Origin of the sequence: Pseudomonas sp. 2(2015), from assembly GCF_000955865.1 — a bacterium.
Lineage (GTDB): Bacteria > Pseudomonadota > Gammaproteobacteria > Pseudomonadales > Pseudomonadaceae > Aquipseudomonas.
In genome coordinates this window covers 73780-94406 of sequence record NZ_JYOF01000012.1, presented here as the reverse complement: position 1 = coordinate 94406, position 20627 = coordinate 73780, and the positions used below count along the sequence as shown (strand labels likewise).

Below are 20627 nucleotides of genomic sequence, written 5' to 3'. Positions count from 1 at the left end.
GACAGGTTATCCTGTGGCATCAACGGAGGTTCTACATGCAGATCTACAAAGTCGGCGGCGCCGTACGCGACCGCCTGCTCGGCAGGCCGGTCAGTGATATCGACTGGGTCGTGGTCGGCGCCACGGCGGAACAAATGCAAGCCCTGGGCTATCGCCCGGTCGGGGCGGATTTCCCGGTGTTCCTGCACCCCAAAAGCGGTGAGGAATACGCCTTGGCGCGCACCGAGCGCAAGAGCGGACGCGGCTATGGCGGCTTCACCTTCCACGCCAGCCCCGAGGTTACCCTCGAGCAGGACCTGATCCGCCGCGACCTGACCATCAATGCCATGGCCGAGGACGACGAGGGCAATATCTGCGACCCGTATAACGGCCAGAAAGACCTAGAAGCCCGAATTTTGCGCCATGTTTCCCCGGCATTCGCCGAAGATCCCTTGCGCGTGCTGCGCGTCGCCCGCTTTGCCGCGCGCTATGCCGGCATGGGCTTTAGCGTGGCCCCGGAAACCATCGAGCTGATGCGCGAACTGGGAGATTCAGGCGAACTGCAAGCCCTGACCGCCGAGCGCAGCTGGAAGGAAATCGCCCGGGCGCTGATGGAGGACCAACCCCAGGTATTCATCCAGGTATTGCGCGATTGCGGCGCCCTCAAGCAACTGATGCCCGAGCTCGATGCGCTGTTCGGGGTGCCGCAGCCTGAGGCCCATCACCCGGAGATCGACAGCGGCATCCATACCCTCTCGGTGCTCGAGCAAGCCGCCCTGCACCAGCAGCCCCTGAGCGTGCGCTGGGCCTGCTTGCTGCACGACCTGGGCAAGGGCCTTACCCCAGAGGAAGAATGGCCACGGCACATCGCTCACGAGCAACGCGGGCTGAAGTTGATCAAGGCGGTGAACCAGCGCTTCAAGGCGCCCCGTGAATGCCAGGAACTGGCCTTGCTGGTCGGGGAATATCACACCCACTGCCACCGGGCCCTGGAACTGCGCGCCTCGACCTTGCTGGAGCTGCTGCAAAGCTTCGATGTGTACCGCCGGCCGCAGCGTTTCGAGGAGTTTATCGTCGCCTGCGAGATGGACGCCCGGGGCCGCAAGGGCCTGGAGCAACGTGATTATCCACAGGCTGATTACCTGCGCGGCGCAGCGGCGGCGGCGCGTGCAGTTCAGGTGCAACCGCTGGTGCAACGAGGGCTGACCGGGCAGGCGCTGGGCGAGGCGCTCAAGGGCGAGCGGCTGAAGGCGTTGAAGGCGTACAAGGACGACGCCAAGCGGTAATGCGTGTCGCCTTCATCGCTGGCAAGCCAGCTCCCACAGGGCCTGCCTACACCGGACCTTGTGGGAGCTGGCTTGCCAGCGATGGGGTCAAATCCTGGTTAGTTGTTGCCCACGCCACTCGAACGGTACCGGCGCCAGCACTTGCTCGATTTGCGCCTCGGCCCACAGCTGGCTCATGGTTTTGCCGGCACCCGGGTGCTTAAGCGCTGGCGCAATCAACGCCAGCGGCCACAACACGAATGCGTTCTTGAGAATCTCTGCCCGCGGCAATACCAGCCCGTCGAAGCTGCCATGCAGGTCGTTGTACATCAGCACGTCGATATCCAGCGGCAGGCCTTTGCGCTCGGGGGCGTAGCGGCCATTGTCGGCCTCGATGAACTTGAGCCGGCGATCCAGTTCCATCAGCGGCAGCTCGGTCAAACCGCTGACCACCAGGTTGAAGAACGGTCCGCTCTTGATGCCCACCGCCTGGCTTTCGAACACCGCCGAACAGTGCATGTCAGTGAGCATTTCGGCCAAGGCATCGAGCCCGGCGGTCAAGTGCCGCTCGCGCTCGATATTACTGCCCAGCCCGAGGTAAACCCTGTTCAGAGACATCCGCGCTCGATCTCCACGCCGACCCCAGTGGCGGCCGGTACCGCGCCAGGCTTGGTCAGTTTCAGGCGCAACCAGGGAATCTGGAACTCGCTCATCAGCACCGCCGCCAGGCGCTCGGCGAAGGTTTCCACCAACTGGAACTCGGACTGCTCGGCAAACGCCTGGATGCGCGCCGACACGCTGGCGTAGTCCAGGGCCTTGGTCAGGTCGTCTCCGGCTGCGGCCGGGCGGTTATCCCAGGCAAAGCTCAGGTCCAGGCGCAGGCACTGGCGGATTCCGCGCTCCCAGTCATAGGCGCCGATCACGGTATCGACTTCCAGCCCCTCGATGAACACTCTGTCCAAGCACTTCTCTCCACAGCACGACAAGGGCGCGTTGCGCCGTTAGAATCAGGGCGTCCTCGCCCGGAATGGTTAGCATGTTTTGGTTACTGGCGCTGTGCGCCTACCTGCTTGGCTCTCTGTCCTTTGCCATCGTCCTCAGCCGCCTCAATGGCAGCCCGGACCCGCGCATGAGCGGTTCAGGCAATGCCGGTGCAACCAACATGCTGCGCCTGGCCGGCCGCAAACTGGCGGTCCTGACCCTGCTTGGCGACCTGTGCAAGGGCCTGCTGCCCGTGCTGGTCGCCAATCTTGCTGGCCTCGACCTGCAGCAACAGGCCTGGATCGGCGTGTGCGCGGTGATTGGCCATCTGTTTCCGGTGTACTTCCGCTTTCGCGGCGGCAAAGGTGTCGCCACCGCCGCCGGCATGCTGCTGGGGCTTTACCCGCCAGCCGCCTTGCTGGCCATCAGCGCCTGGCTGCTGACCTTCTACCTGACCCGCACCAGCTCGCTGGCGGCGCTGGTGGCAACGCCACTGACCCTGCCACTACTGGCCTGGCGCGAGCCGGAAGCGTTGCTGCCAATCAGCGTGCTGACCGTGCTGATCGTCTGGCGTCACCGCGGCAATCTACGCGACCTTTTCGCCGGACGCGAACGGCATTTCTGAATCCAGCGCATGAGCAACGCTCAGCTTCACAGCGGCGCCAGTTGCTCCATTGGCCAGCGCGCCTGCACGCTGATCGCCAGGCTTTCCTGCTGCCCGGCGGCCAGACGCTGGCAGCCGGCGTAGGCAATCATGGCGCCGTTATCGGTGCAAAACTGCGGCCGGGCGTAGTACACATTACCCTTGATGCCAGCCAACATGTCTTCCAGCGAAGCGCGCAAGGCCTTGTTGGCACTGACGCCGCCAGCGATCACCAGGCGCTTGAGGCCGGTCTGCTTGAGGGCTCGTTTGCACTTGATGGTCAAAGTCTCCACCACCGCCTGCTGGAAGGCCAGCGACACGTCGCAACGGGTTTGCTCACCGTCGTCCCCAGCACTCTGGCACTGCTGCCAGGTATTGAGGGCAAAGGTTTTCAGGCCGCTGAAGCTGAAATCCAGCCCCGGGCGGTCGGTCATCGGCCGCGGGAAGACAAAGCGCCCGGGCACGCCCTGGGTTGCCAGGCGAGCGATCTCCGGGCCACCCGGGTACGGCAGGCCGATCAGCTTGGCGGTCTTGTCGAAGGCTTCGCCGGCGGCGTCATCGAGGGTCTCGCCGAGCAACTCGTACTGACCGATACCGTCGACGCGCACCAACTGGGTATGCCCGCCCGACACCAGCAAGGCGACGAACGGGAACTCGGGTGGCTGCTCTTCGAGCATCGGCGCCAGCAGGTGACCTTCCATGTGATGCACGCCAAGCGCCGGAATCCCCCAGGCAAAGGCCAGGGCCTGGGCGCAGGAAGCGCCCACCAGGAGTGCGCCGACCAGGCCGGGGCCTGCGGTATAGGCGATGGCGTCGATCTCGGTGGCGACGCAGTCGGCTTCGGCCAGCACCTGGCGGATCAACGGCAGCATGCGCTTGACGTGATCACGCGAGGCCAGCTCCGGCACCACCCCGCCATAGACGCGGTGCAGGTCGATCTGACTGAACAATGCATCGGCCAAAAGGCCGCGTTCACTGTCGTATAATGCGACGCCGGTTTCGTCGCAGGATGTTTCCAATCCCAGTACTAGCATGGGTCCGTGCCTTGTTGAGGCTGAATTCGAAGGCGCGCATGATAGTCCCCGCTCCCGACGCCGACCAGCGGTTTTCGATCAGAGGCTTTGCATTCCGGTCGGCTAAGGGTTAACATCCGCAACCCTTAAAAACCGACGTTCTCCAGCGCACATTTTTGCCACGAGTTCGTTGACCCCGGTAATGAATGAAGGTAGCTCTGGATGCCAGCCGTCAAAGTTAAAGAGAATGAACCCTTCGACGTAGCTCTGCGTCGTTTCAAGCGCTCCTGCGAAAAAGCCGGTGTTCTGGCTGAAGTTCGTAGCCGCGAATTTTACGAGAAGCCGACTTCTGAGCGTAAGCGCAAAGCAGCAGCCGCTGTTAAACGTCACGCCAAGAAAGTTCAGCGCGAACAGCGCCGCGCCGTTCGTCTGTACTAATACAGACGTCCGTCGCAAGCTTCTGCCTCGCCCGGCCCACAGCCGGGCTGCCGGCAGTTGTTGCTTGATCCTTTGGCCTTCGGGCCCAAGGCGTCCTGTTGCCCTGCAGCATGGACAACCTGCCTGAATCGTCAGAACTGGCCGCAACGCCAGCTGTGCACGTCCTTCCTGACGAGCCTTCACCGGCTGCAGACGAGCACGTCTTTCCGTATTTTGTGTTACGCCATTCGACATCGCTCGAACGCGCAGCCGTTCCCGCCGCATTAGCGATTACACTTGCTTATCGCCTGATGATGAGAGTGCCATGGCCGGGCTGATTCCCCAGAGTTTTATCGACGACCTGCTCAACCGTACCGACATCGTCGATGTGGTGAGTTCGCGCGTGCAGCTGAAAAAAGCTGGCAAGAACCTCACGGCCTGCTGCCCGTTCCACAAGGAAAAGACCCCGTCCTTCAGCGTCAGCCCCGACAAACAGTTCTATTACTGCTTTGGCTGCGGCGCGGGCGGCAACGCCCTTGGCTTCATCATGGACCACGACAACCTGGATTTCCCCCAGGCCGTCGAGGAACTGGCCAAGGCCGCCGGCATGGAGATCCCCCGCGAAGAAAGCGGGCGTGCTCACAAACCCCGGCAACCAGTCGATTCACCGCTGTACCCGCTGCTTGAAGCCGCCGCCGAATTTTATCGCCAGGCGCTGCGCAGCCATCCGACGCGCAAATCCGCGGTCGACTACCTCAAGGGCCGCGGCCTGTCCGGCGAGATCGCCCGCGACTTCGGCCTGGGCTTTGCCCCGCCCGGCTGGGACAACCTGTTCAAACACTTGAGCAGCGATACCTTGCAGCAAAAGGCCATGATTGATGCCGGCCTGCTGATCGAGAACGCCGAGTCCGGCAAGCGCTACGACCGCTTCCGTGACCGGGTGATGTTTCCGATCCGCGACAGCCGTGGCCGGGTCATCGCCTTCGGCGGCCGGGTTCTGGGCGACGACAAGCCCAAGTACCTCAACTCCCCGGAAACCCCGGTGTTCCACAAGGGCCAGGAGCTGTACGGGCTGTACGAGGCGCGCAAGTTCAACCGCAACCTCGACGAGATCATCGTGGTCGAAGGCTACATGGACGTCATCGCCCTCGCGCAGCAAGGCTTGCGCAACGCGGTGGCAACCCTGGGCACGGCCACCAGCGAAGAGCACCTCAAGCGTCTGTTTCGCGTGGTGCCGAGCGTGCTGTTCTGTTTTGACGGCGACCAGGCCGGCCGCAATGCTGCCTGGCGCGCCCTGGAAGCAACGCTTTCGAGCCTGCAGGACGGGCGCAAGGCGCGCTTTCTGTTTTTGCCGGAAGGCGAAGACCCCGACACCCTGGTACGCGCCGAAGGCACCGATGCCTTCCGCGCGCGCATCAACCAGCATGCGCAGCCGCTGGCCGATTATTTTTTCCAGCAGTTGACCGAGGAAGCTGACCCGCGCTCGCTCGAGGGCAAGGCACACATGGCCACCCTCGCTGCACCGTTGATCGAAAAAGTGCCCGGGGCGAATCTTCGCGCCTTGATGCGCAACCGCCTCAAGGAAATCACCGGCCTGGACAACCAGCAGGTCGAACAACTGGCGCACACTGCACCGGCTGAAGCTCCACCCAGTTACGACCCGGGCATCGATTACGACGCGATTCCCGACTACACACCGGATTACGCTGATTTTCACCAGCCCGAGTACGCCGCACCACAACAGCAGTGGACACCGAACAAGGGCGGCAAGAAAAAGTGGGACGGCAAACCCTGGGACAAGAAGGGCAAGCCCTGGGAGCGCAATGGCCAGCGCCAGGATGCGCCACCACGGGTGCCGACCTCGGTAGAACCGCCGACCTTGAGCGCCCTGCGCACCTTGCTGCATCACCCGCAACTGGCGAAAAAGGTCGAAGATGCCAGCCAGCTGGCGGCCGAAGAACACGTCTATGCCCAGTTGCTGGTAGCCCTGCTCGAGGCGTTGCAAAAGAATCCTGAGCTACGCTCACTACAGCTGATCGCCCGCTGGCATGGCACCGAACAGGGCCGCCTGCTAAGGGCATTGGCAGAAAAGGAATGGCTGATCGATGCCGATAACCTTGAACAACAGTTTTTCGACACCATAACTAGCTTGTCCGCTCGCCAACGCGAGCGCAGCCTGGAACATCTGCTCAGGAAAGCACGTCAAAGTGACTTGAGCGCAGAGGAAAAAAATCAGCTGCGTGACCTGTTAAGCCGTAATGTTCCCGCACAAACCCCGACCTCAACTGGCGCGTGAGGTCCTAGCTCGGGTATAATCCTCGGCTTGTTTTTTGCCCGCCAAGACCTTCAGTGGATAGGGTGTTATGTCCGGAAAAGCGCAACAGCAGTCTCGCATCAAAGAGTTGATCACCCGCGGTCGTGAGCAGGGCTACCTGACTTACGCGGAGGTCAACGACCACCTGCCAGAGGATATTTCAGATCCGGAGCAGGTGGAAGACATCATCCGCATGATCAACGACATGGGGATCAACGTATTCGAGAGTGCTCCGGATGCGGATGCCCTTTTGTTGGCCGAAGCCGACACCGACGAAGCCGCAGCTGAAGAAGCCGCCGCAGCGTTGGCGGCTGTGGAAACCGATATTGGTCGCACGACTGACCCGGTGCGCATGTACATGCGTGAAATGGGTACCGTCGAGCTTCTGACCCGCGAAGGCGAAATCGAAATCGCCAAGCGGATCGAAGAAGGTATTCGTGAAGTCATGGGTGCTATCGCCCACTTCCCGGGTACGGTCGAGCACATCCTCTCCGAGTACGATCGCGTCACCACCGAAGGTGGCCGCCTGTCCGACGTTCTCAGCGGTTACATCGACCCGGACGACGGCATCGCGCCGCCGGCCGAGGTGCCGCCGCCGATCGACCCGAAAGCCCCGGCCAAGGCCGATGCTGACGACGACGAGGAAGAGAAAGAGGAAAGCAGCGACGAAGAGGAAGAAGTCGAAAGCGGTCCGGATCCGGTCGTCGCGCAACAGCGCTTCGGTGCCGTCCAGGATCAGCTCAACGCTACCCTCAAGGTACTGAAGAAGAACGGCCGCAGCCACAAGGACAGCCTCAAGGCGATGCTTGATCTGGCCGAGCTGTTCATGCCGATCAAGCTGGTACCGAAGCAGTTCGAAGCCCTGGTTGAGCGCGTTCGTAGCGCCCTGGACCGCCTGCGTCAGCAAGAACGCGCCATCATGCAACTGTGCGTCCGTGACGCGCGCATGCCACGTGCCGACTTCCTGCGCCTGTTCCCGAGCAACGAAATCGACCAGACCTGGGCCAGCGACCTGGCCAAGCGCAGCACCAAATGGGCGGCTGCCCTGGGTGAGAAAAGCGACGCCATCGTGGCCTGCCAGCAGAAGCTGATCGACCTCGAAAGCGAAACCGGCCTGACCATCGCCGAGATCAAGGACATCAACCGTCGCATGTCGATCGGTGAAGCCAAGGCTCGTCGCGCCAAGAAAGAAATGGTCGAGGCCAACCTGCGTCTGGTTATCTCGATCGCCAAGAAGTACACCAACCGCGGCCTGCAGTTCCTCGACCTGATCCAGGAAGGCAACATCGGCCTGATGAAGGCGGTGGACAAGTTCGAATACCGTCGTGGTTACAAGTTCTCGACCTATGCCACCTGGTGGATTCGCCAGGCGATCACCCGTTCGATCGCCGACCAGGCCCGCACCATCCGTATTCCGGTGCACATGATCGAGACGATCAACAAGCTCAACCGTATTTCCCGGCAGATGTTGCAGGAAATGGGTCGCGAACCGACCCCGGAAGAGCTGGGTGAGCGCATGGAAATGCCTGAGGACAAGATCCGCAAGGTATTGAAGATCGCCAAAGAGCCGATCTCCATGGAAACCCCAATCGGTGACGACGAAGATTCGCACCTGGGTGACTTCATCGAAGACTCGACCATGCAGTCGCCAATCGATGTGGCCACAGTCGAAAGCCTCAAGGAAGCGACCCGTGACGTGCTCTCCGGTCTGACCGCACGCGAAGCCAAGGTGCTGCGCATGCGTTTCGGTATCGACATGAACACCGATCACACCCTCGAAGAGGTCGGCAAACAATTCGACGTGACCCGCGAGCGGATCCGTCAGATTGAAGCCAAGGCGCTGCGCAAGCTGCGCCATCCGACGCGAAGCGAGCATCTGCGCTCCTTCCTCGACGAGTGATGACAAACCCCGGCCCAGGCCGGGGTTTTTCTTTTCCGGCGAACGGCGCTTTTCAGCCTTTGCCCACTACCCCGCCGCTGAAATGCCCGTCTACACTCGAATCAATCCACCTGTGTGACGAGGCCGTTATGCCCCGAATGCCGGCCCTTCTGTTGGCTCTCCTGCTCGTCTGGAGTGCAACTGCCGGCGCCTTGACCCTGACTGAGGAAGAACAAGCCTGGCTCAGCGCACACCCGCAGCTGCGCCTGGGCGTCGATGCATCCTGGCCACCTTTTGAATACCGGGACCAGGACGGTCGCTACCAGGGATTGGCCGCCGACTACATTGCCCTTATCCAGGACCGCCTGGACGTGCAGTTCAAGCCGATCGAGCCGATCAGCTGGACTGCCGTGCTCGAGCAGGCCCGGCAGAACAAGCTCGACCTGCTGCCCGGCATCATGTCGACCCCAGAGCGCCAGAGCTTTCTGGCCTTCACCCGCCCGTACCTGGATTTTCCGATCGTCATCCTCGCCCATGATGGCGGGCCGCAACCACGGACCATCAAGGACCTCTACGGCCTGAAGATCGCCGTGGTGGAAAACTACGCGCCCCACGAGCTGTTGCGCACCCACCACCCGGACCTCAACCTGGTGGCCCTGCCCAATGTCAGCTCGGCGCTGCAGGCCCTGGCCACCGATGAAGTGGATGCCGTGGTGGGCGACCTTGCCTCGAGCATCTGGAGCCTGCGCCAGCTCAAGCTCGAAGGCCTCTACGTCAGCGGCGAAACGCCCTACCGCTATCAGCTGGCCATGGCAGTGCCACGGGAACAGAAGATCCTCGTCGGCATTCTCGACAAGGTCATGGCCGACATGAGCCCCGGCGAAATCAGCAATATCCAGGAGCGCTGGGTCGGCAAAGTGCTTGACCACCGCACGCTGTGGTACGACCTGCTGATCTATGGCCTGCCCGCCCTGCTGCTGATGATCGCCATCCTTGCTGCGGTGATCCGCGTCAACCGCCGCCTGAGCTCGGAGATTTCCCGGCGCATCGCCCTTGAGCAGGAACTGCGTAGCAGCGAATACCACTACCGCGGCCTGGTCGAAAGCCTTTCGGCCATTGCCTGGGAAGCCGACGCCAACGACTTCACCTACAGCTACGTCTCGCCCCATGCCGAAGACCTGCTCGGCTACCCGTTGAACCAGTGGCTGCGCCCGGGCTTCTGGCGCAGCATCATCCACCCTGACGACGCCCTCTGGGCCCAGGCCTATTGCGACAGCGAAACCGCCGCCGGCCGCGATCACAGCCTTGATTACCGCGTAATCCGCGCCGACGGCCGCAGCCTGTGGGTACGCGATATCGTCAGCCTCATCGAACACGGGCACAAACCAGTGATGCGCGGGCTGATGATCGACATCAGCGAAACCAAGAACGCCGAAGAAGCCCTGCGCCTGTCGGAGCAGAAGTTCGCCTCGGTGTTTCAGCAGTGCCCGGATATCCTGGTGATCGCCCGGATGAGCGACGGCTGCCTGCTGGAAGTCAACGAGGCCTTTGAAGAACAGATCGGCCTGAGCCCGGCGCAAGTGCTGGGCCGCACCGCCACCGAGCTGAACATCTGGGGCATCGACGGCGTTGGCCCGGACCTGCTCAAGCGCTTGCAGGCAGGCAGCATCCGCAACCTGGAAATGCTCTTCCGGCGCAGCAACGGCCAGCTGTTCACCGGCCTGACTTCCGCCGAGACCTTCCAGCTCGACAGCACGCCGGCGCTGGTAGTGGCAGTACGCGACATCAGCCAGCTGAAAGAAACCCAGGAGCAGCTGCAAACCTCCGAAGAGAAGTTCGCCAAGGCCTTCCACGCCTCCCCCGACGGCCTGCTGCTGTCGCGCCAGAGCGACGGTTTGCTGATTGAAGTGAACGAAGGCTTCTGCCGCCTGACCGGCTACGACACCCACATGTCGCTGGACCACACCTCGCTGGACCTGGGTATCTGGGTCGACCTCAACGAGCGCCGGCGGCTGCTGGACATGCTCCAGCGCGACGGCTTCGTGCGTGATTTCAGCTGCCATATCCGCCGCAGCGACGGCCAGATCCGTCTCTGCGAACTGTCAGCCAGGCCGCTGCCGATTGCCGGGGTCGATTGCATGCTGACCATCGCCCGCGACATCACCGAGCGCCATCTGATGCAGGAAAAACTGCAACTGGCCGCCACCGTATTCGAGAACACCGCCGAAGGCGTGTTGATCACCGACATCGACCAGCGCATCAGTGCGGTCAACCGCGCCTTCAGCGAAATCACCGGCTACAGCGAGTTTGAAGCGCTGGGTCAGACCCCACGGCTGCTCGCCTCCGGCCAGCACGATAGCGCCTTCTATGTGGCCATGTGGCACCAACTGACGGCCGAGGGCCATTGGCAGGGCGAAATCCACAACCGGCGCAAGAACGGCGAGGTTTACCCCAGTTGGCTGACCATCAGCGCGGTGCGCAACAGCGAGCGCGCCATCACCCACTTTGTCGCGGTGTTCGCCGATATCTCCAGCCTCAAGCACGCCCAGGCCAAGCTCGATTACCAGGCCCATCACGACCCGCTGACCGGCCTGCCCAATCGCACCCTGTTCGAAAGCCGCCTGCAGGCCGCGCTCAACTGTTCCCAGGCCTCCAAGCGCCAAGGCGCGGTGCTGTTTCTCGATCTCGATCGCTTCAAGCACATCAACGACAGCCTCGGCCATCCGGTCGGCGACCTGTTGCTTAAAGGCATCGCCCAGCGGCTCAAGGAACAGGTGCGCGACATCGATACCGTCGCACGCCTGGGCGGCGACGAGTTCATCATCCTCCTGCCCGGCCTGCACCAGCCTAGTGATGCCGAGCACATCGCGCACAAACTGCTGGCCTGCTTTGGCGCACCGTTCCAGGCTGGCGAACATGAGTTCTTCACCAGCGCCAGCATCGGCACCAGCCTTTATCCACAGGACGGCACCGACGTCGCCTCGCTGATCCGCAACGCCGACGCCGCCATGTACCGCTCCAAGGCCAAGGGGCGCAACCGGGTCGAGTCCTACACCCGCGACCTCACCGCCCAGGCCAGCGAGCGCATCGCTCTGGAGCACGAACTGCGCCGGGCCATCGAGCGCAATGAACTGAGCCTGTGCTACCAGCCCAAGTTCAGCCTCAAGACCCAGAGCCTGGTCGGCGCCGAAGCGCTGATCCGCTGGACCAACCCGACGTTCGGCGACGTCCCGCCGGAGCACTTCATTGCACTGGCCGAAGAGAACGGCATGATCCTGCAACTGGGTGACTGGGTACTGGAACAAGCCTGCCGGCAAATGCAGGTCTGGAAGCATAACTACCTGGCGTTCGGCCCGCTGTCGGTCAACCTCGCCGGCGCTCAGTTGCGCCAGCCAAGCCTGGTCAAACGCATCGAACAACTGCTCAAGACCCACCAGCTCAAGGCCGGTGACCTGCAGTTGGAAATCACCGAGAACTTCATCATGAGCCAGGCCGAAGAAGCCCTGGCCATCCTCCATCAACTCAAGCACCTGGGCGTGCAACTGGCGATCGACGACTTCGGCACCGGCTACTCGTCGCTGAGCTACCTCAAACGCCTGCCGCTGGATATCCTCAAGATCGACCAGTCGTTCATCCGCGGCCTGCCCGACGATCCTCATGATGCGGCTATTGCCCGCGCCATCATCGCCCTGGGCCGCAGCATGCAACTGACCATCATCGCCGAAGGGGTGGAAAGCCAGGCTCAGCAGCAGTTTCTTGCTGCCGAAGGCTGCGAGCAGATCCAGGGCTACATCGTCAGCCTGCCGCTACCGGCCGAGGAATTCGCCAGGACCTTCCTTCGCATAGCTCTTTCAGATCTTTCGGATGGCACAGCCTGGAATCCCTCGTTATAATCCGCGTCCACTGGGGCCTATAGCTCAGTTGGTTAGAGCAGGGGACTCATAATCCCTTGGTCGCAGGTTCGAGTCCTGCTGGGCCCACCAAACAAAAAACCGCGCATGGCGCGGTTTTTTTGTGCCCGCTGTCAGCTGCGCAATTCTGCCGCCCACAAGCCCGGGGTCTTGCCGTAGTGACGCTGGAACAAGGCGATGAACGCCGACACCGAGTCGTAGCCCAGCTCATTGGCCAGCGCCGTGACGCTCATGCCTTGCGCCAGCAACGGCAAGGCCGCCAACAGGCGCAAGCGTTGGCGCCATTCCCTGAACGACAACTGCGTCTGGGCCTGGAACAACCGCACCAGGGTGCGCCGCGAAGCCCCCACCTGCTGCGCCCAGTCTTCAATGCTGCGGTTGTCGGCCGGGTTGGCCTGCAAGGCTTCGCTGATTCGGCGCAGGCGCGGATCACTGGGCAGCGGCAGGCCGAACGGCGCTTCGGGCAGTTCGCGCAACTCATCGACCAGCACCTGCAACAGCCGCGCCTGGGCGCCTTGGGCAGGGTATTGCGGTGCAAAGCTGTTGGCCTTGGCGATCAGCTCGCGTACCAGCGGCGTGACTTGCACCACACCGCAAGGACGCTGGTAGCCATTGAGCAGCGAGTCATCCAGGTACAGCCCGCGAAACTCGATGGTCTGGTCGCTGTAGGCGGTGTGCTCGACCCCCGCCGGTATCCACAACGCACATTGCGGCGGCAGTAGGTAGCTGTGCTGCTCGGTGACCACTTGCATGATCCCGGCGCTGGCGTAGGTGAACTGCACCCAGGGGTGTCTGTGCATTTGCACGCGATGGCCGGCCGGAATAGCAAACATGCGCCGGTAAACCGGCCCCGGCAGTTGCTGGAAGTCCGGCAACGGCGGTACTTCACTGCTTTGTCTCATTGGCGGCAATGCCTGTCTCCTTTGCTCAAGTGAGCCGACGAAGGCCGATGGTAGCCTGCGCCCGGCTTCGTTGAACAACCCAAGGAGAGACCGATGAGCAGCCATGTGCGTGAAAACCGTTTGAGCGTGCCCGCCATCCAGCAACGCAAGGGCGCTGGCAACCTGGTGGTATTGACCGCCTACAGCATGCCGATGGCGCGTTGGGTAGATGCCGAAGCAGACGTGATTATCGTCGGCGACTCGGTGGGCATGGTGCTGTATGGCCTGCCCAGCACTTTGGGAGTCAGCCTGGAGATGATGATTGCCCATGGCCAGGCAGTGATGCGCGGCTCCCAGCGTGCTTGCGTGGTCATCGACCTGCCCTTTGGCAGCTATCAGGCTTCACCCGAACAGGCCTTCCTCAGCGCCGCCCGGCTGCTGCGCGAGACAGGTGCCCAGGGCGTCAAGCTTGAGGGCGGTGAAGAGCTGGCCGAGACCGTAGAATTCCTCACCCGCCGTGGGATTCCGGTCATGGCCCATGTCGGCCTGATGCCGCAACAGGTTAACTGCCTGGGAGGTTTCAAGGCCCAGGGCCGCGACGACCAGGGCGCCGCCAAAGTGCGCCAGGATGCCCTGGCCATGCAGGCCGCCGGTGCCTTTTCGGTGGTGCTCGAAGGCATCGCCGAACCCCTGGCACGCCGTGTGAGCGAAGAGCTGACAATCCCCACCATCGGTATCGGCGCTTCGCCTGCCTGCGATGGCCAGGTGCTGGTCACCGAGGACCTGCTGGGTTTGTTCGGTGAATACCAACCGCGCTTCGTCAAACGCTTTGCCGACCTTCAGCCGCAGATTGCCCAGGCATTGGCCGCCTATGCCCGGGAAGTACGCGACGGCAGCTTCCCCCAGGCCGAGCACTGCTTCAAGGCGCGCTGAGCACAGACGCCTTGCCCCAGGGTGAGGGCAATGGATAGGCTATCGCGCTTATTCCATGAGCCGCGCAAAGCGGCTCTTGCCAGAGAGTGCCCATGTCCGACAGCCGCCCCGTCGCCCTCGACGAAATCGATCGCCAGCTGATCTCGCTGCTGCAGATCAACGCCCGTGAAAGCGTCGCCACGCTCGCCCGGCAACTGGGTATCGCGCGCACCACGGTAACTTCGCGCCTGGCCCGCCTGGAAAAGACCAAGGTCATCAGCGGCTACGGCGTGCGCCTGGGACAGCGCCTGATCGATGGTGGCCTGCAGGCCTATGTCGGGATCAAGGTACAACCGCGTTCGGGCAAGGACGTGGTGCGGCGCCTGAGCGCCATGGGCCAGGTGCAGCAGTTGTGCGCGGTCAGTGGCGAATTCGATTACGTCGCCTGGCTGCGCAGCGACTCGCCCGAGCAACTGGACCAGTTGCTCGACCAGATCGGCAGCGTTGAAGGCGTGGAAAAAACCACCACCTCGATCATCCTCAGCAGCAAGGTGGATCGCGGGCAGCCGGTTTGACACACCAGGCAATCATCCCCCCGGATGCATCGCGGCTGCACGTATAGGCTGGTTACAGGCCCGTCGCTTGACGGCAAGGCTTGATAACCACAAACTATACGCAGGTAACGTACAAAGCATGGAAGCACTTTTCGTCGAACTACCGGCCTTTGCGCGCTATCGCAGTGACTACCTGGATGACGAGGCGATGAGGGCCTTGCAGCTCGTATTGCTGCTCAATCCTCAGGCCGGCTCAGTCATCCAGGGGACCGGGGGCTTGCGCAAAGTTCGCTTTGCTGATGATCAGCGGCACAAGGGCAAGCGCGGTGGAATCCGAGTCATCTATTACTGGTGGAGCAACGGCCAACAGTTCTGGCTGTTCACCTTGTACGGCAAGGATCAACTGGACGACCTGAGCCCTGCGCAACGCCATTCGCTCAAACAGATGCTCGATCTGGAAATCGAAGCGAGGAGATAAAATGAAACGTGATATTTTTTCCGAACTGAACGAAGGCTTCGATGCCCTTGCCCAGGAGCGCCAGGGCAAACTGACCCTGCGCTCGCACAAAGTACAGCTCGCCGAGTTGATGGACGTCTCGGCGGAGGAGCTTGTGGCTATTCGCGAACACCTGAACATGTCTCGCGCGGTATTTGCCATGTACCTGCGCACCAATGCCCGCACCCTGGAAAACTGGGAACAGGGTCGGGCTCGCCCCAATGCCCAGGCAATGACGCTGATTCGCCTGGTAGAAAAATTCCCTGAAACCGTGGAGCACCTGGCTGCGCTGGCCTGACTCGTCATTTAGCCAATCAGTATCGTCAAAATGACTTACATCAAATCATAACGACGACACTCTGCATCTTAATTACGTAACCCCCACCCCCTAAAATGACCGCCAGTGTTTTTCTATACTCAAGCTCCGCACCCCGCGCAGCGCCTGGCAAGGTCACTTATGAACAAGAACAATCGTCACCCCGCCGACGGCAAGAAACCCATCACCATTTTCGGCCCGGATTTTCCTTTTGCCTTTGACGACTGGATCGAGCACCCGGCCGGCTTGGGTAGCATCCCGGCGGCGCGCCATGGAGAGGAAGTGGCGATTGTCGGTGCCGGTATCGCCGGGCTGGTGGCGGCCTACGAGCTGATGAAGCTGGGCCTCAAGCCTGTGGTCTACGAAGCTTCGAAAATGGGTGGGCGCCTGCGCTCGCAAGCCTTCGAAGGCAGCGACGGGATCATCGCCGAGCTGGGTGGCATGCGCTTTCCGGTGTCGTCGACGGCGTTCTACCACTATGTCGACAAGCTCGGCCTTGAAACCAAGCCCTTTCCCAACCCGCTGACCCCTGCGTCGGGCAGCACGGTAATCGACCTCGAAGGCCAGACCCACTACGCGGAAAAACTCTCCGATTTGCCCAAGTTGTTCCAGGAGGTTGCCGACGCCTGGGCCGATGCCCTGGAAGACGGCGCCCGCTTCGGCGACATCCAGCAAGCCATCCGCGACCGCGATGTGCCGCGCCTCAAGGAGCTGTGGAACACCCTGGTACCGCTGTGGGACGACCGCACCTTCTACGACTTCGTCGCCACCTCAAAAGCCTTCGCCAAGCTCAGCTTCCTGCACCGCGAGGTGTTCGGCCAGGTCGGTTTCGGCACCGGTGGCTGGGACTCGGACTTCCCCAATTCGATGCTGGAAATCTTCCGCGTGGTGATGACCAACTGCGACGATCACCAGCACCTGGTAGTTGGCGGCGTCGAGCAAGTGCCGCTGGGCATCTGGCGCCATGTGCCGGAGCGTTGCGCGCACTGGCCGGCCGGCACCAGCCTCAGCTCGCTACACCGCGGCGCGCCACGTGCCGGGGTGAAAAGCATTGCCCGCGACAGCGACGGGCGCCTGGCGGTAACCGACACCTGGGGCGACACCCGCCACTACGCCGCGGTGCTGACCACCTGCCAGAGCTGGCTGCTGACCACCCAGATCGAGTGCGAAGAATCGCTGTTCTCGCAGAAGATGTGGATGGCCCTGGACCGTACCCGCTACATGCAGTCGTCGAAGACCTTCGTCATGGTCGACCGGCCGTTCTGGAAGGACAAGGATCCAGATACCGGCCGCGACCTGATGAGCATGACCCTGACCGACCGCCTGACCCGCGGCACCTACCTGTTCGACAACGGCGACGACAAGCCGGGGGTGATCTGCCTGTCGTACTCGTGGATGAGCGATGCGCTGAAAATGCTCCCGCACCCGGTGGAAAAGCGCGTCAAGCTGGCCCTCGATGCGCTGAAGAAGATCTACCCGAAAGTCGATATCGCCGGGCACATCATCGGCGACCCGATCACCGTGTCGTGGGAAGCCGACCCGCACTTCCTCGGCGCCTTCAAGGGCGCCCTGCCCGGCCATTACCGCTACAACCAGCGCATGTACGCGCACTTCATGCAGCAGGACATGCCGGCCGAGCAGCGCGGCATCTTCATTGCCGGTGACGATGTGTCGTGGACCCCGGCCTGGGTCGAAGGCGCGGTGCAAACGTCGCTCAATGCGGTGTGGGGTATCATCAATCACTTCGGTGGCCAGACCCACCCGGACAACCCAGGCCCGGGCGACGTGTTCAATGAAATCGGCCCGATCGCCCTGGCCGACTGACGGGAGAATCGCCATGCGCATCGCCCTGTTCCAAGGCGAACCGCAACCGCTGGACCTGTCCGGCAACCTCGAGCGCCTGCACCAGCAGGCGCAACTGGCCGCTGCCCGCGGCGCCGAACTGCTGGTATGCCCGGAGATGTTCCTGAGCGGCTACAACATCGGCAGCGAAGCCGTCGCGCGCCTGGCCGAAGCCGAAGACGGCCCCTCGGCCATGGCCGTGGTGGAGATCGCCCAGAGCAACCGCATCGCCATTGCCTACGGCTACCCGGAGCTGGCCGAGGACGGGCAGATCTTCAACAGCGTGCAGTTGATCGACGCCCACGGCAGCAGCCTGTGCAACTACCGCAAGACCCACCTGTTCGGTGGCCTCGACCGGGCGATGTTCAGCCCGGGGCCCGATCACTTTCCGGTGGTCGAGCTCAACGGCTGGCGCCTGGGCTTTTTGATCTGCTACGACATCGAGTTCCCGGAAAACGCCCGGCGCCTGGCCCTGGCCGGTGCCGAACTGATCCTGGTGCCGACGGCGAACATGGTGCCCTTCGACTTCATTGCCCAGGTCACCGTGCGCGCCCGCGCCTACGAGAACCAGTGCTACCTGGCGTACGCCAACTACTGCGGCAGCGAAGGCGAAATCCACTACTGCGGGCAGAGCAGCATCGTCGGCCCGGATGGCAGCATCCTGGCCATGGCCGGTCGTGACAGCGCGCTGCTGAGCGCCGACCTCAACCTGCAGCGAGTGCAGCAAGGGCGGGCCAACAACCCTTACCTGCACGACCTGCGCCCCGAGCTCTACAGCACGCCGCGGCAATAATCCGCTAGCATGACGGTTCGCCTGTACCCGGAGTCGTCATGCCCAGCGCCCTGCACAACCTGACCCTCGCCAATGGCCTGCAGGTCACCCTGCGCCATGCACCACAGCTAAAACGCTGTGCGGCGGCTGTGCGGGTAGCGGCCGGCAGCCATGACGCGCCACCGGCGTGGCCGGGGCTGGCACACTTTCTCGAGCATCTGTTCTTCCTCGGCAATCAACGCTTCGCCCTGGACGAAGGCCTGATGCGCTATGTGCAGCACCACGGCGGGCAGGTCAACGCCAGCACCCGTGAACGCAGCACCGAGTTCTTTTTCGAAGTACCGCCCGCGGCTTTTGCCGGGGGGCTTGAGCGACTGTGCCAGATGCTCGCACAGCCGCAGTTCGACCTTGAGCGGCAAGTGCGCGAACGGGAAGTGATCCATGCCGAGTTCATTGCCTGGTCGCGCAATCCACAAGCGCAGCACCAGTTTGCCTTGCTTCAGGCTGCGGGCAGCGAACATCCGCTGAGCGCGTTCCAGGCTGGCAACCGCTACAGCCTGCAGGTTCAAAATCCGGCGTTCCAGGCGGCGTTGCGCGGCTTTCACCAGCGCTTCTACCAGGCCGGGCAAATCACCTTGAGCCTGAGCGGGCCACAAAGCCTCGACGAACTGCAGGCGTTGGCGAATCGCTTCGGCCAGGTGTTCAGTCGCGGGGCAAAAGTGCAGCAATCGCTACCACCGAGCTTCTATAGCCGGGCTGCGCTGTTGATGCACAACGAACGGCAACTGGATGTGCTGTACCCGTGCGAGCAACTCCCCACAGGTTTTGAGCAGGCAGTCGATTTTCTCGCTACCTGGCTGAGCGACATCCGGCCCGGCGGCTTGCCGGCGACCTTGCGCGCGCGGGGCTGGCTGGCGCACTTCGCGTTTTCCTCGCTGTACAGCTTTGCCGGCCAGACGCTGCTGCATGCGGGCTTCAAGCTCAACGACACGGCTGATGCCACGCAGGTCCAGGCGCTGTTGACTGACTGGTTGGCGTTTTTCCGCACGGCGGACCTGAGCAGCATCAATCAGGAATACGCCCGCTTGCAGCGTTGTCGCGAACTTGCCGCCAGCGCGCTGGAGCTGGCACGCCAGGACAGCACCGGGCAACGCTTCGACGCGCTGGACGCGCAAGGCTTGGCTGCGCTTGAACAGTTGCTCGAAACAATGCTCGCCGGCCAGGTAAAACCGCCTAGCCATGCCTGGCAGTTGCCCGCTGCAAATCCGTTGCTGAGCGTGAAGGCGCAGACCCTCTCGGTCAGCGCCGTTCCCGAAGGCCTGGCTGTCTCTCCCCTGCTACCGCCGTCGCGCGAGCATGGTGTGGTCTACCTGCGCTGGCAGCTCACCTCAGCCTTGCGTGGGCGCCTGTGGCAGGTACTTGATCGGGCGCTGCAAGCCCTGAGTGAACAGGCTGCGCAGGCTGGGGTGCAAGTGCAATTGAGCGCCTGCGACAAATACTGGCAGTTGCGCTGCGCCGGCAATGGCACCGTGGTGGGCGCAGTGATTGAACAGGCATTGGCCATCCTGCGGCAGCCGCCCAGCCAGAGCTGGACAACTGGCGCTGCCGAGCGGCCTGATACCATGCCGATCCGCGCGCTGCTCAGGCAGTTGCCGGAGCAACTACTAGGCCGCCGCGTCGACGAGCCCTTGCCGGCCTGCATAATCAGCCAGAGCGATCTGGATGCGTTGTGGGAGCATTCAACCTGGACTGGACTTTCGACCGGCTTCAGTGCCAGCCAGCAATCGGCGCTGAACCAGGCCCTAAGCGCAATGCCAGGGTGCGCTGGCAGGCATCTGCCGACCACAATCGAACCTGTGCGGCGCTGGCAAACGCGACCGCCAGCGGCCAGTGAACAGGCCTTGCTGCTGTTCTGCCCGATCGAGGACCAAGCCGCAGGCCGGCTGTTTGCCCAGCAGCTACAAGGGCCTTTCTATCAGCGCCTGCGGGTCGAACTGAACCTGGGCTACGCGGTATTCAGCGCCTTCCGACAGATCGAGGGCTGCAACGGCCTGTTGCTTGGCGTGCAGTCGCCATCGGCCAGCCATACCGAGATCATCGGGCACATCCAGGCATTGCTCGATAACCTGCCCGCCACACTGAGCTGCAACCCTGCAGATAAACAGGCCCTCGCCGCCCAGTTCGACGAAGCGGCGATGACCAACAACGAGGTGGCCGAATGGGCCTGGCAGGCGCATCTGGCCGGCCATCGCCAGCCGCAGTTGAGCGATCTGCAAGCGGCGATCCTGGCGGTCGAAACGCCGCAACTGCAGCACCTGACCCGCCAGGTAAGCCAGGCCGAACACGGCTGGCTGTGCCTGGTCAACGGCCCGGTGCCCAGCGAAAACTGGCACTGATGCAGGCGATTCTTACCGTCCCGGTAATGGCGTTTATCTCAGATTTAACCATTCGG

General features: G+C 62.6%; 17 protein-coding genes and 1 tRNA gene. 14 read left to right on the top strand and 4 right to left on the bottom strand.

Annotated elements, in window-relative coordinates; all coding sequences use genetic code 11:
- The first annotated feature begins 35 nt into the window (after positions 1-35).
- Positions 36-1265, top strand: coding sequence for a multifunctional CCA addition/repair protein (locus UB48_RS17280; protein WP_045199275.1), 1230 nt, complete (start codon positions 36-38; stop codon positions 1263-1265).
- Between the two features lie 87 nt (positions 1266-1352).
- On the opposite strand, the gene folK is transcribed toward UB48_RS17280, so the two are convergent.
- Both folK and folB read right to left on the bottom strand, forming a co-directional pair.
- Positions 1353-1862, bottom strand: a complete 510-nt coding sequence (gene folK, locus UB48_RS17275; RefSeq protein WP_045199273.1) for a 2-amino-4-hydroxy-6-hydroxymethyldihydropteridine diphosphokinase — start codon at positions 1860-1862, stop codon at positions 1353-1355.
- Positions 1853-2206: a dihydroneopterin aldolase gene (gene folB, locus UB48_RS17270; RefSeq protein ID WP_045199271.1), complete on the bottom strand. Its 354-nt coding sequence runs from the start codon at positions 2204-2206 to the stop codon at positions 1853-1855. Before folB ends, folK begins: the two co-directional genes overlap by 10 nt.
- Positions 2207-2280: 74 nt before the next feature.
- On the opposite strand from folB, the gene plsY reads away from it, so the two are divergent.
- A complete protein-coding gene (gene plsY, locus UB48_RS17265) occupies positions 2281-2850 on the top strand; it encodes a glycerol-3-phosphate 1-O-acyltransferase PlsY (RefSeq protein ID WP_045199269.1) in 570 nt (189 codons plus the stop codon).
- 26 nt (positions 2851-2876) lie between these two features.
- On the opposite strand, the gene tsaD is transcribed toward plsY, so the two are convergent.
- On the bottom strand, positions 2877-3902 hold the full coding sequence (tsaD, locus tag UB48_RS17260; RefSeq protein WP_038998431.1) for a tRNA (adenosine(37)-N6)-threonylcarbamoyltransferase complex transferase subunit TsaD: 1026 nt from the start codon (positions 3900-3902) through the stop codon (positions 2877-2879).
- Between the two features lie 201 nt (positions 3903-4103).
- Between tsaD and rpsU the strand changes: the two genes are divergently transcribed.
- The 5 genes from rpsU to UB48_RS17235 all read left to right on the top strand — a co-directional run bounded on the left by rpsU (position 4104) and on the right by UB48_RS17235 (position 12474).
- Positions 4104-4319: a 30S ribosomal protein S21 gene (gene rpsU / locus UB48_RS17255; protein WP_002551877.1), complete on the top strand. Its 216-nt coding sequence runs from the start codon at positions 4104-4106 to the stop codon at positions 4317-4319.
- Between the two features lie 304 nt (positions 4320-4623).
- Positions 4624-6594, top strand: coding sequence for a DNA primase (gene dnaG / locus UB48_RS17250; protein WP_045199261.1), 1971 nt, complete (start codon positions 4624-4626; stop codon positions 6592-6594).
- Positions 6595-6661: 67 nt separating this feature from the next.
- Entirely contained in the window at positions 6662-8512 is a 1851-nt protein-coding gene (gene rpoD / locus UB48_RS17245; RefSeq protein WP_045199259.1) for an RNA polymerase sigma factor RpoD, read from the top strand.
- 128 nt (positions 8513-8640) lie between these two features.
- Positions 8641-12384 carry an EAL domain-containing protein gene (locus UB48_RS17240; RefSeq protein WP_045199257.1) on the top strand — a complete coding sequence of 1248 codons (3744 nt, stop codon included), beginning with the start codon at positions 8641-8643 and terminating at the stop codon, positions 12382-12384.
- Between the two features lie 13 nt (positions 12385-12397).
- Positions 12398-12474, top strand: a tRNA-Ile gene (locus UB48_RS17235).
- Between the two features lie 41 nt (positions 12475-12515).
- On the opposite strand, the gene UB48_RS17230 is transcribed toward UB48_RS17235, so the two are convergent.
- On the bottom strand, positions 12516-13304 hold the full coding sequence (locus tag UB48_RS17230; RefSeq protein ID WP_045199254.1) for a helix-turn-helix domain-containing protein: 789 nt from the start codon (positions 13302-13304) through the stop codon (positions 12516-12518).
- 93 nt (positions 13305-13397) lie between these two features.
- On the opposite strand from UB48_RS17230, the gene panB reads away from it, so the two are divergent.
- The 7 genes from panB (at position 13398) to pqqF (ending at position 20571) form a co-directional block, all read left to right on the top strand.
- Positions 13398-14216 carry a 3-methyl-2-oxobutanoate hydroxymethyltransferase gene (gene panB, locus UB48_RS17225; protein WP_045199252.1) on the top strand — a complete coding sequence of 273 codons (819 nt, stop codon included), beginning with the start codon at positions 13398-13400 and terminating at the stop codon, positions 14214-14216.
- A gap of 92 nt (positions 14217-14308) precedes the next feature.
- On the top strand, positions 14309-14770 hold the full coding sequence (locus UB48_RS17220; RefSeq protein WP_038998420.1) for an Lrp/AsnC family transcriptional regulator: 462 nt from the start codon (positions 14309-14311) through the stop codon (positions 14768-14770).
- A gap of 118 nt (positions 14771-14888) precedes the next feature.
- Positions 14889-15227: a hypothetical protein gene (locus UB48_RS17215; protein WP_045199248.1), complete on the top strand. Its 339-nt coding sequence runs from the start codon at positions 14889-14891 to the stop codon at positions 15225-15227.
- 1 nt (position 15228) lies between these two features.
- Positions 15229-15543 carry a DNA-binding transcriptional regulator gene (locus UB48_RS17210; protein ID WP_045199246.1) on the top strand — a complete coding sequence of 105 codons (315 nt, stop codon included), beginning with the start codon at positions 15229-15231 and terminating at the stop codon, positions 15541-15543.
- Positions 15544-15702: 159 nt separating this feature from the next.
- Positions 15703-17385: an NAD(P)/FAD-dependent oxidoreductase gene (locus UB48_RS17205; RefSeq protein ID WP_045199243.1), complete on the top strand. Its 1683-nt coding sequence runs from the start codon at positions 15703-15705 to the stop codon at positions 17383-17385.
- Between the two features lie 13 nt (positions 17386-17398).
- Positions 17399-18196, top strand: a complete 798-nt coding sequence (locus tag UB48_RS17200) for a carbon-nitrogen hydrolase family protein (RefSeq protein ID WP_045199241.1) — start codon at positions 17399-17401, stop codon at positions 18194-18196.
- Between the two features lie 38 nt (positions 18197-18234).
- On the top strand, positions 18235-20571 hold the full coding sequence (gene pqqF, locus UB48_RS17195; protein ID WP_045199239.1) for a pyrroloquinoline quinone biosynthesis protein PqqF: 2337 nt from the start codon (positions 18235-18237) through the stop codon (positions 20569-20571).
- Positions 20572-20627 lie beyond the last annotated feature (56 nt).